This is a genomic window from Pseudoalteromonas sp. DL2-H2.2 (genome assembly GCF_021532535.1).
Classification (GTDB): domain Bacteria; phylum Pseudomonadota; class Gammaproteobacteria; order Enterobacterales; family Alteromonadaceae; genus Pseudoalteromonas; species Pseudoalteromonas rubra_A.
Genome location: NZ_JAKGBD010000003.1, coordinates 1 through 24,091, shown reverse-complemented (window position 1 = coordinate 24,091; position 24,091 = coordinate 1). Strand labels below are relative to the sequence as shown.

Genomic DNA, 24,091 nt, shown 5'->3' with positions numbered 1-24,091 from the left:
CCAGAATAAAAAACAAACATTTGCCTAATTTAAAATTTTGAGATAAAACAAACAGGCACAAAAAGAAAAACAGCTAAATAAGGAAAATAGAATGAAGCTCACTAAAAAACACATCAAAATGCTGTCTAAAGACACCACGCGCTTACCGGTACTGATGACCGCTAATATCGCAGGCGGAAGGCGTACCCGAGGTAAAGAAATTGACAATACAGAAGAGAGTATCTGTACTGCTAATGCCATCGCTGGCGCGGGCGCAATCAAAAACTCTGCTGAAAGTATTTGTACTGCCTGATAGCCTGTGGTCAAGTCATCCGTGTGGCCGGGCAGTACTATAAATGCGCTACCAACCGCGACTGGGTAGGATGGTTGACAAACAAATATTCGCAAACGTAGGTTAACTACGGACGCATTAAAAAAACAAAAACCATTCAATAGGAAATGAAAATGAAACTAGCACTTAAGAAAAAACAACTAAAACAACTAGACAATACTATGCAGCTAGACAAACAAGCGACCCCTCAAATTGGCGGTGCTGGCGAGAGTTCACCACCACGAGCTTGCCTGCCAACCGGCCACATTTGTGATCGTCTGAGCGGCAAAAGTGACCACACCTGCTGGTGTTAATTAACTCGCGGCAGCCTGGCTGCCGCACATCAAATGGCTTAGGCTAAACTCACTGCGCAGATCACAGCCCTCACTCATACTGAAACTCACGATTCTTATTTTCCACCTCAGTTGTCCATGCAATAAAAAATTTCGCTTTCCGGCGCTTTGTCCTGTCTTTTTTTCTTAGCTTCCTTACAATACCCGCCACTAAGGAGACAGCATGCAGCAAAAAACCAGCAAACTATTGATTTTTATACTCGCTCTACTGGTGGTGTTTTGTCCACTGGGGATCGATTTGTATTTACCCGCCTTCGTTAACATGCAACAAGACCTGGCTGTGAGTGAAGCACAGATCCAGCAAACCGTCGGTATCTATATGCTGGCTGTGGGCCTGGGCCAGTTACTTGCAGGGCCACTGGCCGATAAGTATGGCCGACGCCCGGTTGCTCTGTTTGGGATCTTACTCTTTGGCAGTGGCGCGCTGCTGGCCACTTTGCTGGATGAGTGGCACTGGATCATGGTCGCGCGCGTTTTGCAGGGCTTAGGTGCTTGCGCCACCTTTGTCAGTGCATTTGCTATCGTCCGGGACAGCTTTGGCCATAAAGGCAGTGGCCAGATGATCACGTATCTTAACGGCATCGTGTGCTTTATTCCGGCGCTGGCACCGATCCTGGGCGCCTGGCTGACCCTGGAATTTGGCTGGCGCAGTAACTTTACCTTTTTGAGTGGCTTTGCTGCCATCGGCCTCATTCTGGTGCTGGCACTGTATCGGGAAACCAAACCCGAAAGCACAGTATACTCAGGCCACCTGCTTGATTTACGTCGCTTCAGGCCTATGCTGAGCAGCCCTCAGTTTATGTTCAACGCCTGTATTACTATGGTTGGTATGGCCGCTATGCTGGTGTTCGTGGTTGGTGCCCCCGGCTGGCTCATGACACAACTGGGGCGCCCGGTTGAGGAATTTACCATGTGGTTTACCATCAATGCCGCCATCAGCATTGCTGCCAGCTTTATCGCGCCGCATTTCATTAAACGTAATTCACAACAGGCGCTGCGGTTTGGCCTGAGCTTGTTTACCCTTGGCGGCGTGTTACTGCTGCTCGCACCACACAGCCACCCTTTGGCATATCTGCTGCCCATGTATCTGGCATCAGTCGGGTTTGCTTTTACACTGGGTGCCGCAGCAGGCAATGCCCTGGCGCCCTTTGCCAACCAGGCTGGCACGGCATCGGCGCTGATTGGGGTGATGCAAATGAGTGGCGCCGGATTGCTGGCTATGCTCAGCCAACCACTGGCGTTGCCAGCTCCGCAACAGTTGGCTGTGCACCTGCTGCTCGGATTGCCTTTTTTATGCCTGCTTTTTAGTCGCTGCAAAGATAACTTGCATAGTCCAGCTTAGTAGCGTCCTTAATTTTATGAGGGAGATGGCACATCGAGGAAATACACTGGACCTGAATTTTTATGACAGTAGTACAATTGTCATAAATTGCGACGATACTGGCTGCAGATAACATCAGTGCCGGTGGCCTACTCAGGGATTACGCGCCAACTTTGCTCGTAACACCTGCAGTTACTTTGCTAAATGCATCTATGCTGTTGGTATCTCCCAACCAAGATTTACTTTTTTATGCGGGCATATGTCCGCATTTTTTATGGGCTTTTTCCTTTAAGCTGGTTACACTAAGCGCAACAATACCAAACAGAGCACGTCATGCTGAACCCCGAATTACTCGCCTCCTTTCTATTTGCCAGCTTTATTATTGCCGTTGCTCCAGGTCCTTCAAATGCGTTTTTAATGGCTCAGACCTTTACCAATGGTCGCGCAGCCGGTATGCAGAGCGCATTTGGCTTTGCCCTGGGAGGCGTTATACACACGCTATTTGCCGTGATTGGCTTGTCGGCCATTCTCAAAGCATCTGAGACGGCGTATACCACAGTGCAATACTTAGGTGCCGCTTATCTTGCCTATTTGGGTATACGTACTTTTAAAGATACCCTGTCCAAGTCGAATGAGTGCGATGATGAAAAACCCCATGTCAGTAATAAAAAGCAGCAAAATGTGATGTTTCAGGCGATGATGACCGAAGTACTAAACCCTAAGGTTGCCCTGTTCTTTATTGCGTTTATTCCCCAATTTGTCGATCAGAGCCTGAGCACATCAACCACAGTACAACTTGCCATGTTCGGTTTACTCTACCCAATTCTGGCCTTTCCCATTGATTGTGTGTATGTTTACAGCGGCGATAAAATCGCCGGTTATTTTCGCACTCACCCCAGTGCACCCATTTGGATAGACAGGATCTCTGCCTTTATCTTTATCGCACTGGCTATTAATTTATTATTATGAGGTAAGTATGGATACCAAGTCGCAGGTCATTCCGGCTAAAAAACGCATCGCGCTGGTTGCGCACGATGGCAAAAAGCAGGCCATGGTAAGCTGGTGTCAGTCACACCTGGACAAGCTTGCTGTGCATCAACTGTACGCCACGGGGACAACCGGTAACCTCATAGAAAAAACCTCGGGGTTAGCCGTCACTAAGCTGCTCAGTGGTCCGATGGGCGGCGATCAGCAGCTCGGTGCCAAAATCGCTGAAAATGAAATTCACATGCTGATTTTCTTCTGGGATCCGCTCGCTTCACAGCCACACGACCCGGACGTTAAGGCACTACTGAGGCTGGCCGCGGTGTGGAACATCCCCGTTGCCTGTAATGAAACGACCGCAGATATGTTGTTGTCTTCTATGATGATGACCACCCCCATTGAGCGCCAGCTGCCCGATTACGAGCAATATCTGACAGATCGTCTGGCGCTATAAGAACGGTTTTTTATTGATATAAACGGCTGGCCCATTTAGTCAGGCCAGCGGTCACACTACCGAAGTTATCGCCATTGACCATAGGAATGTCGCCCAGACGTTGCTGCAGCGCGAGTTTTAACAACGGAGACTGAGCGCTACCGCCCGTCAGATAAATCACATCAGGACGCCTGCCTGCATCCGCAATGGCCTGCTCAGCCAGCACGGCTGCCTGCTCAAGACAGCTGGCCACCGACTCAGCCATTTCCCGCGCACTGATGTCGACACTCAGGGCCATATCCAGAAAATCCAGTTGCGCGCTGTGTGAATCCTGATCGGATAACGCGATTTTGGCCAGCTCGCCCTGACGGACAAATTGATGGGTCATCTTACTGCGCTGAATTTTCAGTAATCGTTCGAGCTTTTCAGGCTCGCAGACATCTCGGAGCATACCGCTCAACTCTCGCTGCATTTGTGCGCTGTAAAAATCACTTTGCATCTGAATGTCGTTGATTTTGCATGCCTGCCAGAACAGCGGGTTTGGCAACGGCAGGCCGGATGTAAACTGGCTGCCAAGACCGCAAACCGGCATCAGGGTATGAAAAGCCAACGCGATATCCAGGTCGTTCCCGCCTATGCGCTTGCCGGTGTGAGCCAGAAAATCGGCGCTACGATCAGCTTTATCGCGAAAACCCGGTCCCATCTGCACAAACGAGCAATCACTGGTACCACCGCCAATGTCCACTACCAGTACCTGCTGATCCTGGTCCAGCCGCGACTCGTAATCGATCCCCGCAGCCAGCGGCTCATACAAAAACGCCACCTCTTTAAATCCGGCGCGCTTTGCGGCCGTCGTGAGGATATCTATCGCCTGGCGGTTGCTTTGCTCTCCGCCAATGGCCTGAAAGTTGACCGGACGACCAATCACTGTGTGGCTAAGCGGTTGCTGCAAGTGGTGCTCAGCACGACGCTTCAACTCCATGATCATGGCCGTGGCAATGTCTTCAAAAAATGCCAGCTGCGCCGGCTTGAGACCCACGGCACCAAAAAAAGACTTGGGCGATTTGACGAAATACCCTTCTTCCGGAAAGGCAATATATTCTTCTATGGCCTGCTGCCCGACAAACACGCCTTGCTCACCGGGTGCTAAATCCAGCTCTCGTCGTGCCATCGCAGCACTGTTTAATAAGGGTTTACGTGCGCTCTGATAATCCGCAGCCAGGGCAGAGCCCGCCAGATTATGCGCCACATACTCGCTCACCAGGCTGTTGTGAAGTGCGTACAGCGTAGACGGCAGATAAGGCTTGCCCTGATCCAGCGGTACCAGCGTCACGTTATCGTTATCCATCACACCGATTGCGCAATTAGAGCTACCGTAATCAAATCCAGCTATCATTTGTCACCTCACGACCATAAAAAAGGTCGCGCACTGTATCACAGCGCGGTGGTAAGTAAAAGCTTGGGGCAACTGAATTGCCACCCACCTTTTACAAAGGCTGCCTGACACGCAAAAAGCGCGCAAACCTGGGCTTGCCAAATTTCGTGACTCCCTGATAGCGGTAAGTCACCAGACTGCCAATCTCAGGCGGCTCGCGGCGCTGCGCGTCACTAAAGCCGGTGCCAATCTTAAATTCAATCCCCTCAGGAGTTTTAACCCGGATGGCTCCCATCATGCCCTGGTATTTACCTTTTCCCGGCAGATGCGCAATCACTTGCGCCTCGGCGTCAAAGTAGGGTTTATATTTCAGGATTGCCGAGCTTCGGCCGCTTTGGTGGATCGCCTGGCGCTCATGCAGCATCACCCCTTCGCCACCGCGTGCCAAAACCTGCGCAAAAAAGTCATCCAGCTCAGCCTTGGTGGCAAAATGATGTTGTTTGACCGCACGAATATGTGGCTGCCCAAGCGTCTTGATCAGCCGGCTATAAGCCTGATATCGCTGTTCAAAGGCGCCGTCAATATACGGTGCATCAAAGATCAGATACTGCACCTGACGCCAGTCCTGCTCCGATGCCCGATGACGACGCACCACCGCACTGACAAACTCAAAGCGCGCATACCCGGCCCACAGCTCTCCATCGAGCGCGATATCCGGTAAAGCTGAGGTAAACCACTGTGGGGCATTAATAGGCTGGCCACTACGGGTTAGCAGCTGCCTGCCATTCCAGATAGCTCTGACGCCATCGAATTTTTCGCTACTGAGGTAATGCGTGACCGGCCGTTGTGCCTGGTACACTTTGGCCAGTTGCACGGCAGGGGTGGGGTTTGCATAGGTGTATTGCAACTGGCACAGGCACGCCAGCAGCAGCCAACTAATCAGTTTGGTGTTCATCGCTACACTCCTTGTAGGCAGGGGTTAGTTTATTCCATCCCTATGAGCATAGCGCGGACTGATAAAATCGCCAGCAGCAAATTAGCGCACCATGCATGTGCGGATCAATCTTGACTGAATAAGGATGCCAGCACCCCTTGTGCCGCGTGTAGTGATGACACTTGCCAGGTCGCCCGGGAAAAGTCCTGCTTTGCTGAATGCAGATTGGGAATAGCCATAACCCGTAATCCGGCTTCACACCCTGAAGTCAGCCCGGTTGTGGTGTCTTCAATGGCAATGGCCTGCTCTGGCTCTAATTGCAATAAACACAAAGCCTGCTGATAAGGTTCAGGATGGGGTTTTGGTTGAGTCACATCATCTTTAGTAACAATACAGTCAAAGAAGTGCGCCAGCTTGTAGTGCTCTAATACGGGAATGGCTTCTGCACGGGTGCTGCCAGTCACCAGTGCCAGCTTGCCCTGCTGGGCAGCAAATTCAAGGATCTCACGTGCATAAGGCATCAGCCTGGGTTGCATGGTGGCCGCAGTATCAACAAACAGGCGGTTTTTTTCTTCACACAATGTCGATGCATCTGAGGACAATTGGTGGCGCTCACGCAGCACCTGGGCAGTTTTCAGCGTGGGCACGCCAGAAAACTCATCACAAAATGCCTGCTCGCTGTACTCTATGCCAAAAGGCGCCAGCACGCGCAGCCAGCTGTGATAATGGAGCGCTTCCGAATCCGCCAGCGTTCCATCAAAGTCGAATAAGATTGCCTTTAAACTCATCAGTGCTCCATTTTATATTATACCAATTTGCTTAATTAAGTGTTCTATTTTGAGGCGAGAAAATATGTTCGATAACCAGGCAAAAATTTGCGAACTCATACCTTAGGTAAAGGTTCTAAATAAGAAATTTTTAACACAGTTAGCGTCATATTTGCTCCGTCAAGTTGAACAGGTATTAAGTAAAATTGGTATTATTCTGGCTTCGCAGGTGGCGTTTCGTGTGCAACTTCACCACTGTCTTTTTCTACCAGCTCATAACCGCGTGGCTTGCGTATTACTTTAAGTACCGGTTTATCGAATGCCGTTTGTAATCGGGTGAAGTCGGCTTTCAGGTCATCAATACTCTGACCATAGGGTGATTCACCGGTCTCTGACCAGTTGACCGCCTTACCATTTTCATTGTATTCAACCGCATGTACCTGATACTGCTCTGGCGCATCTTTGTTGGCTTCACAATAGATAACGCGGTAATTCCAAAATGCGGACATATTTTCTTCCTCTTAACTCTGTGTTTCCCCGTACTTTACCAGCCCCGGGGATTAGTTGCATGACAGTATTAATAAAAAAACCCGTGAATGGCGACCATTCACGGGTTTTCAGTTTAATTTAGGGTGAAATTAAAAGAATTTCACTTTGAACTCAGCACCAACAAAGCGCTCTTCGTTCAGCATACCTGTGTTGTTGTTAAAGTCTACACCACCGATAACCACCTGCTCATCGAACAGGTTACGAACGAATGCCGATACTTCGTAGTCGTTGTCGCCCGAGTTCCACGCGTAGCCCGCACGTACACCGGCTTCAAATAGTGCTTCGCCTTTAAATTCAATCGACTCGTACAAGAAGAAGTCGATTTCACTGCGATAAGACAGGTCGGTGTATACAAAGAATTCACCGCCTTCCAGCTCTTTGGTGTAACGCAAAGTAGCGTTTGAGATCCACTCTGGCGCATGTGGTAGGCTGTTGCCGTCTAACAAGTAACGACCTTGCTCGTTTTGTGGATCAAGTACCGTACATTGTGCACACCCTTCTACAGCCAAGGTTGGATCGTCAATCTCGGTTTTGTTGTAGCTCACATTGAAGGTTGCATTCAACTCGTCCGTTAGTACCCATTCACTGTCTACTTCGAAACCATAACCTGTGGTTGTATCAGCATTGATCAAACGGTTAAAGTTAGCGCCACCACCTACTGCAGTCAGTTGCTGGTCGTCCATCTGGAAGTAGAATACGGTCGCATTCACGCGGCCCTGGCCATCCAGAACGTCTGACTTAACACCAAACTCAATTGAGTTAACTGTTTCAGATTCTGCGACTGTTACTTCATTACCAAACAAGATACGGCCTTGTACACTCGGTGCACGGAAACCGTTAGCAAGACGACCAAACAGGTTAACGTCATCAGTCAGCTTATAAGTAGCGCTCAAGTCCCAGCTCACATGGCTGTCGCTCGGGTTGGCTCCTAGTTGCAGATTGTCTGAAGTACGCTTCGCCATGAAGTCTTTTTCATCATCTGAATAACGTAAGCCAAGCGTAACATCCAGTTGGTCCGAAACAGTATAATCAAACGAGCCAAATAGCGCCCATGCTGATGTTTCCTGATCTTGCACGACATAACCAGTTTGCAAGCCGTAGTTGCCGGTTGACTCGTCGAATTTAGACGTATCAAAGTTAAAGCTTTCTATCGTCAGGTCTTCTTCGAAAAGGAATAGACCAACCTGGTAGTTAAAGTCTCCAGAGAAATTACTGGATAAGCGTAGTTCCTGAGTATACTGGTCATGTTCAGGAATGGCATCCGCAGTTTCTGCCTGGAAGAAGATAACACCTGGGCCCTGAGCAACAGGTACTTTGTCTGCGTCAGCCCAGCCACCGTAACCACCATCAACGTCTGCACGTGAGTAAATTTCAGCACTTTCCCAGCCACTAATAGAAGTAATGGTGTGCTCTTTCAGATCCCATTCAAGCTTCAGGCTCAGACCCTGAGTGTCAACTTGTTGAGTGGCACGAGATGCTGCGTCCTGATAAACCACATCGTTATCGTACAATGGGTTAATGTTGTTCGAGCCTTTCTCAATCAGGTTAGCACGGAACGCGATTGGACGACCGTCAAGGTCACGTACGTGATAATTCAACAGGCCAGTGAAGTCGTCGCCTTCATACAAAAATTGTACACGTGCAGCCATTTCGTTGTAGCCACCCAGTGAATCTTCTTTTTCAAAGCCAGGCGCTTTTACATCGATATAGTCAGGCTTGTCCTGAACCAATACAGACACACGGGTAGAGATTTTATCTGTCAAGCCGGTACCAGCCGCACCCTCAAAGTCAATTGAGCTGTTGCTGCCGTAAGAAACCGCGGCATAGCCATCGAATTCCTGACTTGGTTTAACGCTGTCGAACTTAACCAGGCCTGCTGGCGTGTTACGACCAAACAGCGTTCCCTGTGGACCACGCAATACTTCTATGCGGGCAATATCAAATACCGGGAAGCCTTTTAGAATGGGGTTTTCCTGAACCACTTCGTCAACCACCAAGGAAACTGGCTGAGAGGCGTTCAGATCGAAGTCGGTGTTACCCAGACCACGAACATAAAAGCGTGGGAATGTACGTCCGAATGAAGATTCAACCGACAGACTCGGGATCTTCGCATTCATAAAGCGGATATCCATACCAGCTGAGCTGTATGCATCCAGGTTGTCGCCTTGTAAAGCAGACACAGAAACTGGCACTTCTTGTGCGTTCTCAACACGCTTACGCGCGGTGATTTGGATCACTTCCAGTTGATTGCTTTTAGCTTGCGCTTCTTCTGCAAGCGTAGAGAATGAAGTACCTGCTACAGCAGAGAACAACGTCGCATTGATTAAAGTTGCTAACGTAGATCTTTTCATTGCTTTCATGTTGGGATTTAACCTTTTATATGCACTCTTGAGTTCAACGGTTTTGATTTGGGCGCCGTATCACAATGGCTGGTTCGCTCAATTTTACGCGCAAATGACGAGCAGCGCGGACCTCACTAGCGAGAGTGCAAAGCGACTATGTGAGGCTGAACGAGACGGCCATAATTATAGCAGCAAATTTTCAAATTGCTGCAATTATGCATATAAATTTTCCACATTTTTGTAAATATCGTGAAAGTTAGCTAAGAGTTAACAACTTTTCGCAACAAAAAGCCTAAAAACAAGGACATTTGTCCTTACCAAACTCTTGCCTATATGATGGCAGGAAAAGGATTTACCGAATTGAAATACAGGTGTCATTGTCTCGTTCTCATCAACAACCCGTTAGTGACGTCCCTAGAAAACAAACACCCGCTACAATATTGTCTGATAAAGCACAGCTTACCCGTTTGCAGAGCAAAGCGAGCCAGACAGACTCATAGCAAGATACTTTGTTTAGTCACTATAGATAATGCAACCGGATACCATCCGCCCAATGGTGGTAACCGGTGTCATGAAAGCGACGCCATTGTATAAAAGCGCCGTTACGAAAAGGAGGACATTAGACCGCACCGGGTCAAATTATTAGCTTGTTGGATTTACTAGCTTTACTAAGTCACTTTTAAGTGTTGCTGGGTCATACTGGAACACTGCAACAGAGGCCGTTGCAAAGATAGGCATTTCTCCCGGTACCAGCTGGTCAACCAAATAACTGACTATGGGCATATGCGCCACAACCAACCAGGTATCCAGGGTGTCGTGCATGCTTATCAAAGTTTCCAGGTAGTCGACAGCCACAGCAGCATTGCCACTGGGCACAATATCCTGGCAGGTCTGCTCAAACGATACCGGGTTATTTTGCAGTACTGCCTGTGCCGTCTGCTGCGCCCTGATATAGGGGCTCACAAGAACAGCCTGTGGTGGATAATGTTGAGCTAGCCACTGACCCATCTCAACAGCCTGAGTATGACCGCGTGATGTCAGTGTTCTGGCCGCATCGTTGGCCTGCATAGGACCCGCTTCGCCATGGCGCATGATCAGAATTGTTTTCATAGCACTCCGAAAGTTGGCAAGAAAATTAAAAGCAAGCTGTAGCTATTGCCCCAAATTGTCCGCTATATTAAAACAAAAGCACCTAAACCTTAAGTTTAAATACAGGCTAATTCAGAGGTGACCGGCTATCGCAACGACCCAGAGTGTCGGTTGCCAGTAGTAGCACGGAAACAGCAGCCACGTCTCTAACTATTATATCGGCGGCACACAATTGAAACTGAGTAATAATGATAAAAGAAATTATCGTCACCTGACACTGGACAATGGTCTTAAAATTCTCCTTGTAGAAGATACATCAAGCAATAAGTCCGCCGCCTCACTGGCCATCAATGTTGGCCATTTCGACGATCCGCTGAGCCGTCAGGGCATGGCGCACTTTGTTGAGCACATGTTGTTTCTTGGTACCCAAAGTTTTCCTATTCGGGGAGAGTTTTCGCAATTTGTCAGCCAGGCCGGTGGGCAAAGTAATGCCTGGACGGGCACCGAACACAGCTGCTATTTTTTTGATTGCCGCGCCCCGCTGTTTGAGCAGGCCCTGGAGCGGTTCAGTGAATTTTTCTACGCCCCCCTGTTTACTGAGGACGCGCTGCAGGATGAGCGCAATGCCATTGACTCTGAGTTTAACCTCAAGGTTAAAGATGATAACCGTCGGATCATTCAGGTCCACAAAGAGACCGTCAACCCCGCCCACCCGTTTGCCAAGTTCTCTGTGGGTAACCATAACACGCTGGCCGACCACAGCGGCGACTTTAAACAAGAGATAGAAGCCTTCTTTGGCGCCCATTATCAGGCACAGTGGATGACGCTCGTGTTAGCCGGGCCTCATAGTCTGGATGAGCTGGCCAGGCTGGCAAATCGTTACTTTAGTGCCATTAACGGGAATAACACACCAAAGCCACCCATTCAGGTCCCCTTATATCGCCAGCAGGACCTGGGACTGCTGCTACATATAGAGCCGCGCAAACACATGCAAAAGCTGATTGTCAGCTTTGCCATGCCCGATGTTGAGCGCCTTTATAAGTTTAAAAGCCTGAGCTTTTTGGCTCACTTGCTGGGTTATGAAGGCGATGGCTCGCTGTACGCTATTTTAAAGAAAAATGGCTGGATCAATGCCCTCTCCGCAGGCGGCGGTGTTGATGGCAGTAACTTTAAAGACTTTAATATCAGTTTCGCACTGACCGACGATGGCATTGAATACTATGAAGACATCGTCGAGATGCTATTTGAGTACATCAGTCTGATAACCGAGCAACTCGCGTCTTTACCGGCGCTGTATGAAGATAAAAAGCGACTGCTGGAACTGGCGTTTGAAAACCAGGAGCAAAGTAAACTGCTCGACTGGGTCAGCGCCCTGAGCATCAATATGCACCATTATGATGACGACGACATCCTGTACGGTGATTACTGTATGACCGCCTTCAATCATGCCCTGCATGAGGAGCTTATGGGCCTGTTGTCACCGCACAATATGCGCCTGATCCTGATCCACCCAGACATCACGTGTGAGAACGATGCCACCCGTAAGGTCGCACAATGGTATAACACGCCGTACCAGGTCGAGCGGATCAGTGCCGAATGGCTGCAAACCCTCGCAAGCATTACCACACCGCTGCCCGAGATGCGCTTGCCCGCAGCGAACCCTTACCTGGCGTTCGAGAACCGCCTGTACGACATAGAGCCGGGCCGCAAAACACCGACTCTGCTCACCGACAGACCCGGGTTTGCCTTCTGGTTTAAACAGGACACCCGCTTTCGTGTCACTAAAGGCCACTTCTACTTAGAGATAGATTCTCAACGTTCAGTCGAAAGCCACAAGAGTATGGCGATGACCCGGCTGTTTGCCGACTTGTTTATGGACAGTGTTGCCGAGCAATTTTATGCCGCTGAACTGGCTGGTTTAAGCTACCACCTCAGCTCTCATCAGGGCGGCTTAACATTGCAAACCGCCGGTTTGTCTGCCAGTCAGCTCAAACTGGTGCTACAGCTGGTCGAAGCCTTGCTAAAACAACCTATTAGCGCAACCCGCTTTGCTGAATACAAGAAGCAACTGATCCGGCACTGGAAAAACCACAATAAGAGTAAACCCGTCAGTGAGCTGTTCAGCTTATTAGGCGCACACCTGATGCCGTGGAACCCAACCCCAGAACAGCTGGCCAAGGCGCTAAAAAATATCAGCTTCAATGAGTTTTGCCTGTTTCGCGAAGACTTTTTTAAGGCCATCCATATTAAGGCCTTTATGCACGGCAACTGGCAGCTGGATCATGCCCTCGACATGCAAAAACAGCTTCATGCTCTGTTTGCCTACAGTGAAATTCTCGACGACCTGAAAAAACCGCTCAACCCAATCACTTCGCACCAGCAAGTACACATTGAAAAACCTGGTGCGGAGCACGCATTCGTTGAGTATATTCAGGCCCCCACTGCCAGTGTCGAAGATAAAGTCAAAGTGATGGCGTTTAATCAGCTGGTCAGTCAGGATTATTTTGAGTCTCTGCGTACACAGCAGCAGCTGGGGTATCTGGTTGGTGCGGGCTACGCCCCCTTTAATACCCGAGCCGGCATTGCCTTTTATGTACAGTCATCCAGTTATGACAGTGAGACTTTATTGCAACGTCACCATCAATACATGGCGGATTTAATTGCCCAGCTGGATAGCTATGAAGCCACTCAATGGACGCAAGTGAAAGCGGCATTGCACGCGCAAATTGCAGAAAAGGACAAAAACCTGCGGCTGCGCTCACAGCGTTTGTGGATAGCCATTGGCACCGATGATCACACCTTTGCGATGCAAGAGAAGCTGATAGCAGCGCTCGATGCGCTCACCTTTGACACCCTAAAACAGGATATAATCAAACTGCTCTCAATCGAGCGTGCCAGGATCACGCTCAAATGTAATTAACCCCTGCCCGCAACAGTTCAGCGCCTTTGTCAACAGGCGCCGCTGTGTCGGGCTCTGCTGTCGGACCTGTCTCACACGCCGTCAACAGCCAGCTATCACGCGCTCTTAGTGCGTAAAATTCACTCAGACATGCCAGCTGGGCCCGAAAATAGGGATTTTTTCTGAGTTTCTTTTTGACTCTGCCTGGGGCTTAGATTAGATTAGCAATTGTAATTGACTCTTTAAGCCTTATGACGAAAACAACAACTATAAAAACAATTACATCTATTTTGTTGCTTCTGGCCTGGCCGACCATGAGTGCGCCCTTGCCCACAGGTATTATGCAAAATCAACATTTGACACTGATTATTTTGGTGGGCGTCGTCACAGCTGCAACTTTGCTCTATCTGGCAGTCTCGAATCACAATACAAAACGCGCACTGAGGGCACTTCGCCATTCAGAGCAACGTCTTAAAAGCACGGTCGAAGGCAGCGGCGATACACTCTGGGACTGGAACATTCGCAGTGGCGAAATCAATCGTATAAACGACAAGTTTATGATGGACACCACCCCAGGCACTCACCTCATCCCCAACGCCAGCTTGATCCACCCTCAGGACCTGCCACTGGTAGAAAAACAGTTAAAGTTACATTTCGCAGAAAAAACCGCCTTCTTCGAGGCCACCTACCGGGTTAGGAACAGCCTGAACCAATATCACTGGGTGCTGGATAAGGGCAAAATCATCGCAAAAGATGAAAACCTTAACCCACTGCGCATGACGGGCACTATTCGTGATATTAACCACCTTAAAAGCACAGAAGAACGCCTGAACCTGTTCGCTAAGTGCGTAGAATCTCTGACCGACGCCATTGCCATCTACGACCACACTTTCAGGCTGGTTGATTTGAATCCAAGTTATATTCGTATTTTCGGCGGCGTGCGAGAGCAGTATATTAATACCGAGTTTAAGCTTCCCGGATATGATGCTCAGTTTATCCGCCAAATTAAGGCGGCATTAAAAAAGAGCGAACACTGGCAAGAAGAGCTGAAGCTATACGATCAGACAGGCACTATGCTGCCAATCGAGATCTCCATTGATGAGATTAAGAACAATCACGGCCACATCACCAATTATGTTGTGGTCTTTTCCGATCTGACCGAACGCAAAAAAGCCGAATCGCAACTCCATAACTTGTCGAACCGCGACCGCACCACGGGCCTGCCAAACCGCAACCTGTTCTTCACAAACTTGAAAAAGCTGGTTGACCAGAAGCGCGATCACGCGTTGCTGGTTTTTGACTTAGATAACTTTAAAAAAATTAACGACTCCCTTGGCCACCAGCTGGGTGACAGCTTGCTGGCAAAACTGGCCATGCGACTTAATAAATTGTGTCGCCAGCAGGATACCTTTTACCGCCTGGGGGGCGACGAGTTCGCCCTGGTGATGTCGGGCACCAATGACATTCATACCATTACCAAGGCCGCTAAGCAGTTTCTGGCCGTTATCGCGACCCCGTTTAAAATGGCCAATCATGAGCTGGTGATCACCTCCTCGGTAGGCATAGTGTTATTCCCGGAAGACGGCAGTACACCAGAGATCTTGCTCAAAAATGCCGATACCGCCATGTATCATGCCAAACAAAAAGGTAACCACTACCTGTTTTTCAATGACTCTATGAATGAGCAAGCAGTTAAACGCCTGCAAATTGAAAACCTCATGCGCTTTGGATTAAAAGAAGACCACTTTGTGGTGTATTACCAACCCAAAATGGACATTGCCACAGGTGCTCTGGTTGGCATGGAAGCGCTGGTGCGTTTCATTACCCCCAAAAAAGGCGTGATCAGTCCGGGGCTGTTTATTCCCATTGCAGAGGAAACCGGTCAGATTGTCGAAATAGGTGAAGTAGTACTAGATAAAGCGTGTAAAGATGTCAAACGCTGGATAGATCAGGGCCTGTTCAACGGCCGGGTTGCGGTAAACCTGTCAGCCAGACAGTTTAGTTTGCCCGACCTCACCGCGCGGATAGACCTCATCTTGCAAAAGAATCAACTTCCTTCTTATTTTCTCGAGCTGGAAATTACGGAAGGGACGGTTATGGATGATCCACAAGAAGCAATTTCAATTATGCGCTCTTTAAGCTCACGCGGGATCCACCTGGCCATGGATGATTTTGGCACCGGTTACTCCTCGCTCGCCTATCTCAAGCAGTTTCCGCTGAATACCCTCAAAGTAGACAAAGCATTTGTGGATGATATGAACACAGAGCGCGGCTGTAACATGGTAGACTCGATAGTCACGATTGCACATAACCTGGGCCTTCACGTGGTGGCGGAGGGGGTTGAGCATGAAGAGCAGCTGCATCAATTACAGCGCCTGAACTGTCAGACGATCCAGGGTTACTACTACGCCAAACCACTTTCAGCCCAGGAGTTTGAACAGTTTCTCCGCTCTCAGCACAGCGAAAAGCCCGCTTTGCAGTTGGTTAATTAACAAGCACCAAACGATTATCCTTCCTCATTCAGGCGCGCAGCACTGAATAACTTTGCCCGACTCGCCTGAGCCAGGCCAGCCGATAGTGCGCCCGAAACAAGATCCATACCATAGGCCCAGCTAACGCAGCTAAAAGCACCCAGGAACGCCTTGTAACCCCGGTACAGCGCAATTCATTGAGCATCAGCAGCCCACCCAGGCACATTAATACAACGTACAATACCAGCACTCAGCCTCCGTAATCTCGTTCTAGATGTACCCGTTAAGCCATGCACTGAGACACGTTAAGTAAATGGGTAATTTTTTTCTCGCATAGTGTACAATAAGTCTAAAAAGCACGCAAAAACACTTAAATTGTTGCAAAATATTGCATTATTTAATTTAATACGTCCCCAGAAACGCTTGGTTTCTCATTCAGGCAGCTGTAAGAGCGCTCTCCTGAGTGAACAAATAATCGCTAACTTATTATTTTAAATAAGCATTATTTGTTTTGACGCTGATATAAGCGAAGCAAAATAGTGCATTGGATCTTGGGCAGATCTGAACACCCGCTACTTTTGCTGGCGATCCGGTTTGATTTTCCTACACTTAGGGTAAGCCGAACGGGATTGTAAGCTTATGCGTGCCAATTTGATTGCACTTTCACCGTATGTGGAACATACCCACAGTCGGATGAATGTTTAATGAAGTGGGCATTTGTCATTTGGTCATGGTGTGGTTAGCAGTCAAAGAGTGGGAGTAAACTCCTCCTTGAGCAGATTTGAAATTGGAACTGTAAAGATAAATGGACTGGTTAACCTCTGTGCGGTTTAAGACGTATTTTTCTCGTTCGAGTGAAATATACTGATATTGTTGCGCAGCTTAGATAAGGTTATTCAGGTATATTCCTATTTGGTCTTAACTGACTGATAGTTTTTACTTATTCCCAATTACAGAAATCTCACAAAAGCTGCTAAAATCAGCCCCATGTTTTGTTAATTTAATTTGTTATTTCAAGGACACGGGCTATGGATCAGAAATTCGTACATGAGTATTTACAGGCTAAGCCTGGGACCTTTATCACAAAACCGTTTGCACAGGACGTGGACGTTTACAAGGTACAGCACAAGATGTTTGCTACCTTATATGAAGGGAAAGAGGGTCAAATGGGTGAGAATGGTGAGCCAGTGTGGTGGCTTAACCTAAAATGTGATCCGGATGAAGCGCTATTGTTACGTGACAAGTACGCTGCAATTGTGCCGGGTTATCACATGAATAAACGACTTTGGAACACCATCATATTAGATGGCAGCATCCCGGAAGAAGAGATCAAACGCATGATAGATGACTCCTATCAGATAGTGGTTGATAACTTACCCAGCGCGCAACGCGCAGAGCTTGACCGTATCACTCAATCTTAGAGTGGCCGTCATTATTGGTTTCCCTCGCACCCGGTGCGAGGGCCATTTTCTCTCTCCTTTTCTTTAAACCGCCTTTGTCATTCTGATGTCAATTATCCCTGTTTTAATCACTGTGATTTCCACAACGCAGAATAAAGACAATGAAAAAAACACTGATCTCACTAACGCTATTGGGCTTGCTCAGTGGCTGTGCCCTGGATGGCGACGACGGACAAACAGGTAAACAAGGCGAACAAGGCCTGCAAGGTGAAACCGGCCAGGCAGGACAACCCGGCGATAAAGGCGATAAAGGCGATAAAGGAGACGCCGGCGCACAGGGTGAACCGGGTATACAAGGCCCACAGGGAGAAAATGGTGCACGCATGAGTGGCGACTTGTCGGCACAACTCGTTGGCCGGGCCGTGTTGAACGTGGCAAGTCCGGAAGGGGCTGCCGAAATCGTCGCTTACCATGGAGCAAGCCAACGTATCTTTGCACTTGATAGCTCAGGCGACACACCGCAAATTGCCATCATTGCAGCAGCGCAGATCGATGCGGATAAACTCAGCAAAGACAACCAGGGAGTGGTCACAAACACCAATTTAACAGTCACCCAAACCATTGCAGTCAGTGAAGTGGTGGCAGCCGATGCAAACAGCCTGGCCATTCATGGCGATATGCTTGCCGTTGCGATGGCACGTGCGACCGGCGAAACCGGGTTTGTATTGGTCTACAATATTGCCGAACAAACGCCTCAGCTACTGAAGTCTGTCGAAGTCGGATACCTGCCTGATATGGTCACTTTTAACCAGGACGGCAGCAAAATCCTGGTCGCCAATGAAGGTGAACCGGCAGGTGATTACAGTGTTGACCCACAAGGCAGTATCGCGATTATCGACATCAACGACGGGCAGGTTGCCAGTCAGGCCACATTGTTAGGCTTCGAAGCCTTTAATGATCAGCAAGCCCAGTTACAGGCGCAAGGTGTGGTCTTCGCTAACCCAACCGGGCGCACCATCAAAGGACAGGCAATCAATACCAGCGTTGCGATGGACCTTGAGCCTGAATACGTCACGGTCAGTAAAGACAACCGCTATGCCTATGTGTCACTGCAAGAAAACAATGCACTGGCCGTTGTTGACTTAAGTGATAACTCACTAACAATAAAAGGCTTAGGTTATAAAGACTGGGGTAAATGGACGCTGGATGCGTCCGACAAAGATGACGGCATTAACCTGCGTCGCTACCCGGGGTTATACGGCATGTACCAGCCGGATTCCATTGCCACCTACCAGTGGCAGGGTGCCAACTTTATTGTCACGGCTAACGAGGGCGACGGGCGCGAGTATTTCTTCCCCGCAGCCGATGAAGCCGAGTGTACGGCCAATGGCGGGCTGGATTACGACGAGGATGATGGCTGTCTGGCCTATACCGACGAGATCCGAGCCAAAGACCTTACCCTGGCGGATAACTTTTCATATATCAACAATGACAACGACGACCTGGGTCGCCTAAAAGTCACTACAGTGATGGGCGATCAGGACAATGACGGTCAATACGAAAAACTCTACACCTATGGCGCACGCTCGTTCTCTATCTGGGATCAAAATGGTGCCCGGGTATTCGACTCCGGCGATGAAGTGGTGCGGATCACCTCGGCGCTGCATGGCGCACAGTTCAATAACGATGAAGATACCAACGAAGGAGACACCCGCTCAGACGCCAAAGGTGCAGAGCCAGAAGCGCTGACACTGGGACAGATTGGTGAGCGCACTTATGCCTTTGTCGGGCTTGAGCGCATGGGCAGCATCCTGGTCTATGATGTCACCAATCCGTTTAATGTCACCTTCACGACTTATCTCATCAACCGGGGACTTGAGGAAGGCGCGGATATTTCAGGTGATCTGGCACCAGAAGGCATGACCTTTGTCAGTGCCGAGCAAAGCCCCACCGACACACCTTTGTTGATTGTTGGCAATGAAATTTCGGGCAGTATTGCTATCTGGTCGCTGACTCAGAAGTAAAACCGCTCGTCTTGTGCTGTGGCTGTTCCCTGCTGTACATTACCCAGTGTATAGCTCAGCCACAGTACAGGGTTCTGAATGACCAAAATTGCACTACTCACCAGCGGGGGCGATGCCCCCGGCATGAACGCCGCCATCCGCGCGATAGTTCACAGCTGCCAGCACCATCAGTATGAGTGTATGGGCTTTTTCCATGGCTACAACGGCCTGCTCAACGATGAATGGCAAGCGCTGACACATGCTGATGTCGGTAACATCCTGCAATTTGGCGGTACGATTTTAAAAAGTGCCCGCTGTCCGGCAATGTGCGATCCAAAGGGCCCAAAGCAAGCTGCTAACACGCTCAGAAAACACCAGATTGATGCCCTTATAGTGATTGGCGGGGACGGCTCATTCAGAGGCCTGGAGGCGCTCAAGGCGCACTGGGAGGGTCAGGTCATCGGTCTGCCCGGCACCATTGATAATGACCTGGCGGGTAGCGACAACACCATAGGCTTTGCCACCGCGGTGACGACCGCCACCCATGCGATAGATAAAATACGTGATACCGCCAACGCCTTCGAGCGGGTGTTTATTGTTGAGGTCATGGGGCGGCACAGTGGTCATATTGCCTTTAACGTTGGGCTGGCAACGGGCGCAGAAGCCATCCTGTCATTCGAAAACTGTGATCCCGCCGATACCGCGCCTCAGCTGGCACGACTGATCTCACAGATCCAGGTGCAGCAGCAACATAACCACGACAGCTTTGTGATTGTGCTTGCCGAAAACCTCTGGCCGGGTGGACCTCAGGCACTTAAAGCACAACTGGCCGAACAAGCTGGTATTGACAGTGCCGTGTGTGTATTGGGGCATATTCAGCGTGGTGGCAGCCCCGCGCCGGAAGATCGCCTGCTGGCCACAGAGTTAGGACTGGAGGCGGTAAATGCCGTCAGCCGCAACCAGGATAAAATCATGATAGGTAAACAGGGCAGCACCTTACAAGCTGTGCCGCTCAGCGGGGCTATCCATGATGCCAAGCCGGTCAATGGCCGCTGGGTGGCGGCACACGAAGACGTACTCACCGAGTATCTAATCAAACACAGTGAATAGCTCGGCGTTTAACCACAAGTGAACCAGGATGCTGGCGGCATAGCCCAATGCAATGACTGGCGTCCATTTGAGGTGGCCAAAGAATGTATAATAGCCTCTGGCCTGACCCATTAACGCCACCCCCGCTGCTGAGCCGATGGACAGTAAGCTGCCGCCCACGCCAGCGGTCAAAGTGATCAGTAACCACTGACCATGTGACATCTCGGGTTGCATTGAGAGCACCGCAAACATCACCGGAATATTATCCACCACGGCGGATACCACCCCCAGGAACACGTTAGCGGCGGTTGCAGACCAGCCGCCATAAAGCACTTCAGACATCAGGCTCAGATAACCCAGAAACCCTAACCCGCCCACACACATAACAATGCCGTAGAAAAATAACAAGGTATCCCACTCGGCCCGCGACACTTTGGCAAAAACATCAAAGGGCACCACGTTACCAAGCGCCTGTAAACGCTCCTGATCGCCTGCCTGCTGCGCCGCAGCACGCTTTTTATCCAGAGAATTGGGCAAGGTGGTACGCAAGAAGTAGCCAAAGAATTGCAGGTAGCCCAGGCCCATCATCATCCCCAGCACAGGAGGCAGATGTAGCAGGCTATGGCAGGAAACCGCCGTGGCAATGGTGACCAAAAAGAGCACCATAATGCGCCTTGCGCCGCGTTTTAGCTCAATTTGTTCATCACTTGCCGCTGGCTTCTTATTCTTGACAAACAAACTCATGATCAAAGCTGGCACCAGGTAATTCGCCAGTGCCGGGAAAAACAACGAAAAGAATTCAGCAAAATGGACGATACCGGCCTGCCACACCATCAGCGTGGTGATATCGCCAAAGGGGCTAAACGCGCCACCGGCATTGGCTGCCACAACGATATTAATGCAGCTGAGGTTAATAAACTGCTTATCACCCTGCCCCACCTTCATCGCAACCGCACACATCAGCAAAGCGGTGGTCAGGTTATCGGCAATCGGTGATATCACAAAGGCCAGTAGCCCGCTGAGCCAAAACAAGGCACGAAAGCTAAAGCCACGACGCACCATCCACACCCGCAGCGCATCGAACAAACGGCGCTCCTCCATGGCATTGATATAGGTCATCGCGACCAGCAAAAACAGCATCAACTCCGAAAACTCAAGCAGATTATGGCGAAAAGCATGCTCGGTCAGCTCAGGAGTCTCATTCATGACGTAATAGCCACCGATCAACATCCAGATCAACCCTGCCGCCACCAGCACAGGCTTAGATTTACGCATATGCAGCTTCTCTTCCAGCATGACCAGAATATAGGCCAATACAAAGATGGCGATACAGATCCAGCCAAGGGTGGCCGAGGTGAGATCTATGGGGGTTGCAACATGATTTGCAGCAGCCGATAAGGCCACCGGGTGCCAAAGCACACAGAGTAAGGCGAGCAGAGCGTAAAGCGAGTTTTTCATGAGTTATCAGATCCGAAACAGAGTTAAAACTTGGTTAATTTGAGCGCGGCTATTTGATAGCATATTTTTTGTCTTATCTGCATTCGACACAAGTCTAAACCCCTCTCACACCCAGTCATGCACGCCTCTGATATCCAACAAAAACGGGCGTGTGAACAGTGTCACACGCCCGTATGAAAAGAGCATGAAATTTTATCAGTTGACCACTAGGTTGACGAAATTACGCGTCTTTACCACTTATCCATTCGATCAGCAGGATCAGTGCCAGCCCCGCTACCGCCAGAGACACACAAGCCAAAACCTGAGGGTCCTGAGAGGTTAACCGGGCAAACTCTGCTGGCAGTACGTTCGCCTGCATCAGGGGCTTTTCAACCCCTTTAGAATTGGTATAGCTGGTCAATACCTGCTTCCAGGGCCACAGCAAGTTCAACGAGCCGAGCAAAAAGCCACACAGCAATGCAAACGTGACCTGCTCAAAGCGACTCAGCAGCCATGACAACAACCGCGAAAACGCCATCAGGCCGACAACACACCCGCCCAGAAACAGCGCAATTAGCATGACTTGCATCTCATTAACCGCACTCAATACATGTCCGTACATCCCCAGCAGTAACAGGATAAAACTGCCAGAAATGCCGGGCAGGATCATGGCACAAATTGCGATTGCGCCGGCGGCAAAATAGTACCAGGTTTGCGGTACAGCTTCGGCAGGCGCCAAAGAAGTAATGGTATAGGCGATAGCCGCCCCTGCCAGGCACGCAGCGACAGTCGGCATATGCCAGCGAGTCACCTGCTTACCAACATGAACAAACGAGGCGATGATCAGACCAAAAAAGAAAGACCAGACATACAACTGGTGATGCTCAAGCAAATAGGTGATGAGCTTAGCCAGAGATGCAGCACTGGTGAGCAAGCCACTAAACAAAACCAACAAGAAGGTGCCGTCTATATGTCGCCACGCCGCCTTAAACCCGTCCGTTTTAAGGGTTTTGATGGCATCCAGGTTGACACTTTTGATTGCCCCGAGCAGGCGGGCATAAATGCCGGTAATAAAGGCAATCGTACCACCGGAAACACCCGGAACAACATCGGCGGCGCCCATACCAGCCCCTTTAAAAAACAACCAGATAAAATCACGTTTGCTGTCAGTTTTATTGCTCAAAGCACTCTCCATCGATTTTTTTCGGCACGAGTTTACCGAAATTTTGTGACGCTGCACATAGCAGCGCTCACAATGGGCTCAAGCTTTGCGGGAAATTGCCGATAACAGGGCAAAGAAAGGTAAGGTGCGCGCAATATGTTTACAAACTCCCGGTTACTTGTGATCTTCAGCTTGTTGTTTAGTCTGACAATGGCTGGCGAGGCCCATACCGCAGAGCATCAGCCGCCACCGAGTAAATCCTCACAATTTGACAGCGACTTGCGCTACTGGCTAAGCAGCGAAAAGCTGCTGACCATCAAAGATGAAGAGCAAGAGATAGCCGTGTTATTCTCTGAGTATATGGCGGCCCCCAAGCGCGGTATCATAGTATTACTCCCCGGACTTGAACAAAGTCAGCTCTACAACAATGGCCTGAGTTACTTACACCAAACGCTGACAGATGATGGTTACGACACCTATACCCTGCCGATGCCCGACCTGATTGACAGCGGCGATATTGCAACGGGCATAATCGAAGAGGCACCAAACGAGGTAAAAAGTGCCGCCATCCCGGTGCTGAGTGAACTGGCGCTGGACAATTACAAAGCCGCGCTGGTCGCGCGCTTTGAGGCTCTGTATAAAACACTGGCCTTACGTCAAAACGAGCACATTGCCATTGTGGCATTTGGTAACAGTGCCGGCCTGTTTGCCGAGTACCTGGCCACTTTACCCAACGTGCGTGTCGATGCACTGGTTACTGTCAGTGCTCAGCTGGCTAATGCACAGCGTAACAGCCATCTGCCCGCCAGCTTATCGCTGGTGACCCCGGCGCTGCTGGATGTCTTCTACACCTTCGACAGCCCTCTGGTACTGGATACCATAGACGAGCGCCGACGCTGGGCCAGGCGCAACAGTAAACTCGATTATCGCCAAAGAGAACTCTTCGGTCAGCAACACCAACCGATGCAGCATCAGCGGCTGCGTAAAGAGTTAACGGGGTTTTTGAGACGCCTTTGATATCGTTTTTGCTTTAGAAGCTCATAGGCGGTAGTGTTCAATTTTCTGTGTCATTTCGATAAGTTAAGATGCAAAAAGAGAAATGACTCATGACTACACAAAAATTTGATTTAGATTCTGTATTGAAAGCGCTCCAGGACGGCAAAAACCTCACTG

At 49.6% G+C, this 24,091-nt stretch carries 19 protein-coding genes; 11 read left to right on the top strand and 8 right to left on the bottom strand.

The annotated features are described in order from the left end of the window. Window positions 1-91: 91 nt before the first annotated feature. From L1285_RS05815 to L1285_RS05795, 5 genes are all read left to right on the top strand, one after another. Window positions 92-292: a hypothetical protein gene (locus L1285_RS05815; RefSeq protein WP_046005703.1), complete on the top strand. Its 201-nt coding sequence runs from the start codon at window positions 92-94 to the stop codon at window positions 290-292. A gap of 152 nt (window positions 293-444) precedes the next feature. Further along, window positions 445-624 carry a hypothetical protein gene (locus L1285_RS05810; protein WP_209052319.1) on the top strand — a complete coding sequence of 60 codons (180 nt, stop codon included), beginning with the start codon at window positions 445-447 and terminating at the stop codon, window positions 622-624. Window positions 625-826: 202 nt separating this feature from the next. Continuing rightward, window positions 827-2,005: a multidrug effflux MFS transporter gene (locus tag L1285_RS05805; protein ID WP_235411341.1), complete on the top strand. Its 1,179-nt coding sequence runs from the start codon at window positions 827-829 to the stop codon at window positions 2,003-2,005. A gap of 312 nt (window positions 2,006-2,317) precedes the next feature. After that, entirely contained in the window at window positions 2,318-2,953 is a 636-nt protein-coding gene (locus tag L1285_RS05800) for a LysE family translocator (protein WP_235411340.1), read from the top strand. A gap of 7 nt (window positions 2,954-2,960) precedes the next feature. Continuing rightward, complete coding sequence (locus tag L1285_RS05795) at window positions 2,961-3,422, top strand: methylglyoxal synthase (protein ID WP_235411339.1); 462 nt, start codon at window positions 2,961-2,963, stop codon at window positions 3,420-3,422. Window positions 3,423-3,432: 10 nt separating this feature from the next. Here L1285_RS05795 and yegD read toward each other — a convergent pair whose 3' ends face one another. The 6 genes from yegD to sixA all read right to left on the bottom strand — a co-directional run bounded on the left by yegD (window position 3,433) and on the right by sixA (window position 10,478). Further along, window positions 3,433-4,797 (bottom strand): molecular chaperone, encoded by a 1,365-nt coding sequence (gene yegD, locus L1285_RS05790; protein WP_235411338.1) that lies wholly within the window; start codon window positions 4,795-4,797, stop codon window positions 3,433-3,435. A gap of 91 nt (window positions 4,798-4,888) precedes the next feature. Further along, window positions 4,889-5,731, bottom strand: a complete 843-nt coding sequence (locus L1285_RS05785) for a DNA ligase (protein WP_235411337.1) — start codon at window positions 5,729-5,731, stop codon at window positions 4,889-4,891. Between the two features lie 104 nt (window positions 5,732-5,835). Beyond that, window positions 5,836-6,498, bottom strand: coding sequence for an HAD family hydrolase (locus tag L1285_RS05780; RefSeq protein ID WP_235411336.1), 663 nt, complete (start codon window positions 6,496-6,498; stop codon window positions 5,836-5,838). Window positions 6,499-6,689: 191 nt separating this feature from the next. Further along, window positions 6,690-6,986, bottom strand: coding sequence for a hypothetical protein (locus L1285_RS05775; protein ID WP_125716223.1), 297 nt, complete (start codon window positions 6,984-6,986; stop codon window positions 6,690-6,692). Window positions 6,987-7,115: 129 nt separating this feature from the next. Next, on the bottom strand, window positions 7,116-9,386 hold the full coding sequence (locus tag L1285_RS05770) for a TonB-dependent receptor (protein WP_235411335.1): 2,271 nt from the start codon (window positions 9,384-9,386) through the stop codon (window positions 7,116-7,118). Window positions 9,387-10,010: 624 nt separating this feature from the next. Further along, the gene (gene sixA / locus L1285_RS05765) at window positions 10,011-10,478 is read right to left on the bottom strand and encodes a phosphohistidine phosphatase SixA (RefSeq protein WP_235411334.1); all 468 of its coding nucleotides are present in this window, start codon (window positions 10,476-10,478) and stop codon (window positions 10,011-10,013) included. A gap of 211 nt (window positions 10,479-10,689) precedes the next feature. On the opposite strand from sixA, the gene L1285_RS05760 reads away from it, so the two are divergent. The 5 genes from L1285_RS05760 to L1285_RS05740 all read left to right on the top strand — a co-directional run bounded on the left by L1285_RS05760 (window position 10,690) and on the right by L1285_RS05740 (window position 20,340). Beyond that, window positions 10,690-13,377, top strand: a complete 2,688-nt coding sequence (locus tag L1285_RS05760; protein WP_235411333.1) for an insulinase family protein — start codon at window positions 10,690-10,692, stop codon at window positions 13,375-13,377. 230 nt (window positions 13,378-13,607) lie between these two features. After that, window positions 13,608-15,848 (top strand): putative bifunctional diguanylate cyclase/phosphodiesterase, encoded by a 2,241-nt coding sequence (locus L1285_RS05755; protein WP_442960477.1) that lies wholly within the window; start codon window positions 13,608-13,610, stop codon window positions 15,846-15,848. Between the two features lie 1,007 nt (window positions 15,849-16,855). Beyond that, a complete protein-coding gene (locus tag L1285_RS05750; protein WP_235411331.1) occupies window positions 16,856-17,248 on the top strand; it encodes an MmcQ/YjbR family DNA-binding protein in 393 nt (130 codons plus the stop codon). A gap of 140 nt (window positions 17,249-17,388) precedes the next feature. Next, the gene (locus L1285_RS05745; protein ID WP_235411330.1) at window positions 17,389-19,251 is read left to right on the top strand and encodes a choice-of-anchor I family protein; all 1,863 of its coding nucleotides are present in this window, start codon (window positions 17,389-17,391) and stop codon (window positions 19,249-19,251) included. A 78-nt stretch (window positions 19,252-19,329) separates the two neighbouring features. Next, window positions 19,330-20,340, top strand: coding sequence for an ATP-dependent 6-phosphofructokinase (locus tag L1285_RS05740; RefSeq protein WP_235411329.1), 1,011 nt, complete (start codon window positions 19,330-19,332; stop codon window positions 20,338-20,340). Here L1285_RS05740 and nhaD read toward each other — a convergent pair. Further along, window positions 20,320-21,777, bottom strand: coding sequence for a sodium:proton antiporter NhaD (nhaD, locus tag L1285_RS05735; protein WP_235411328.1), 1,458 nt, complete (start codon window positions 21,775-21,777; stop codon window positions 20,320-20,322). The genes L1285_RS05740 and nhaD overlap by 21 nt on opposite strands. Window positions 21,778-21,997: 220 nt before the next feature. Then, window positions 21,998-22,939 (bottom strand): DUF368 domain-containing protein, encoded by a 942-nt coding sequence (locus L1285_RS05730; RefSeq protein WP_442960476.1) that lies wholly within the window; start codon window positions 22,937-22,939, stop codon window positions 21,998-22,000. Between the two features lie 135 nt (window positions 22,940-23,074). Here L1285_RS05730 and L1285_RS05725 point away from each other — a divergent pair, with 135 nt between their 5' ends. Further along, window positions 23,075-23,935: a DUF3530 family protein gene (locus tag L1285_RS05725; protein ID WP_235411327.1), complete on the top strand. Its 861-nt coding sequence runs from the start codon at window positions 23,075-23,077 to the stop codon at window positions 23,933-23,935. Window positions 23,936-24,091: the final 156 nt, after the last annotated feature.

Bases quoted from the DNA above. Each gene is read 5' to 3' on its own strand.
- sixA (WP_235411334.1), bottom strand. From the start codon at position 10,478: ATGAAAACAATTCTGATCATGCGCCATGGCGAAGCGGGTCCTATGCAG.
- nhaD (WP_235411328.1), bottom strand. From the start codon at position 21,777: ATGAAAAACTCGCTTTACGCTCTGCTCGCCTTACTCTGTGTGCTTTGG.
- L1285_RS05810 (WP_209052319.1), top strand. From the start codon at position 445: ATGAAACTAGCACTTAAGAAAAAACAACTAAAACAACTAGACAATACT.
- L1285_RS05800 (WP_235411340.1), top strand. From the start codon at position 2,318: ATGCTGAACCCCGAATTACTCGCCTCCTTTCTATTTGCCAGCTTTATT.
- L1285_RS05740 (WP_235411329.1), top strand. From the start codon at position 19,330: ATGACCAAAATTGCACTACTCACCAGCGGGGGCGATGCCCCCGGCATG.
- L1285_RS05795 (WP_235411339.1), top strand. From the start codon at position 2,961: ATGGATACCAAGTCGCAGGTCATTCCGGCTAAAAAACGCATCGCGCTG.
- L1285_RS05750 (WP_235411331.1), top strand. From the start codon at position 16,856: ATGGATCAGAAATTCGTACATGAGTATTTACAGGCTAAGCCTGGGACC.
- yegD (WP_235411338.1), bottom strand. From the start codon at position 4,797: ATGATAGCTGGATTTGATTACGGTAGCTCTAATTGCGCAATCGGTGTG.
- L1285_RS05815 (WP_046005703.1), top strand. From the start codon at position 92: ATGAAGCTCACTAAAAAACACATCAAAATGCTGTCTAAAGACACCACG.
- L1285_RS05775 (WP_125716223.1), bottom strand. From the start codon at position 6,986: ATGTCCGCATTTTGGAATTACCGCGTTATCTATTGTGAAGCCAACAAA.
- L1285_RS05770 (WP_235411335.1), bottom strand. From the start codon at position 9,386: ATGAAAGCAATGAAAAGATCTACGTTAGCAACTTTAATCAATGCGACG.
- L1285_RS05785 (WP_235411337.1), bottom strand. From the start codon at position 5,731: ATGAACACCAAACTGATTAGTTGGCTGCTGCTGGCGTGCCTGTGCCAG.
- L1285_RS05745 (WP_235411330.1), top strand. From the start codon at position 17,389: ATGAAAAAAACACTGATCTCACTAACGCTATTGGGCTTGCTCAGTGGC.
- L1285_RS05725 (WP_235411327.1), top strand. From the start codon at position 23,075: ATGTTTACAAACTCCCGGTTACTTGTGATCTTCAGCTTGTTGTTTAGT.
- L1285_RS05805 (WP_235411341.1), top strand. From the start codon at position 827: ATGCAGCAAAAAACCAGCAAACTATTGATTTTTATACTCGCTCTACTG.
- L1285_RS05755 (WP_442960477.1), top strand. From the start codon at position 13,608: ATGACGAAAACAACAACTATAAAAACAATTACATCTATTTTGTTGCTT.
- L1285_RS05780 (WP_235411336.1), bottom strand. From the start codon at position 6,498: ATGAGTTTAAAGGCAATCTTATTCGACTTTGATGGAACGCTGGCGGAT.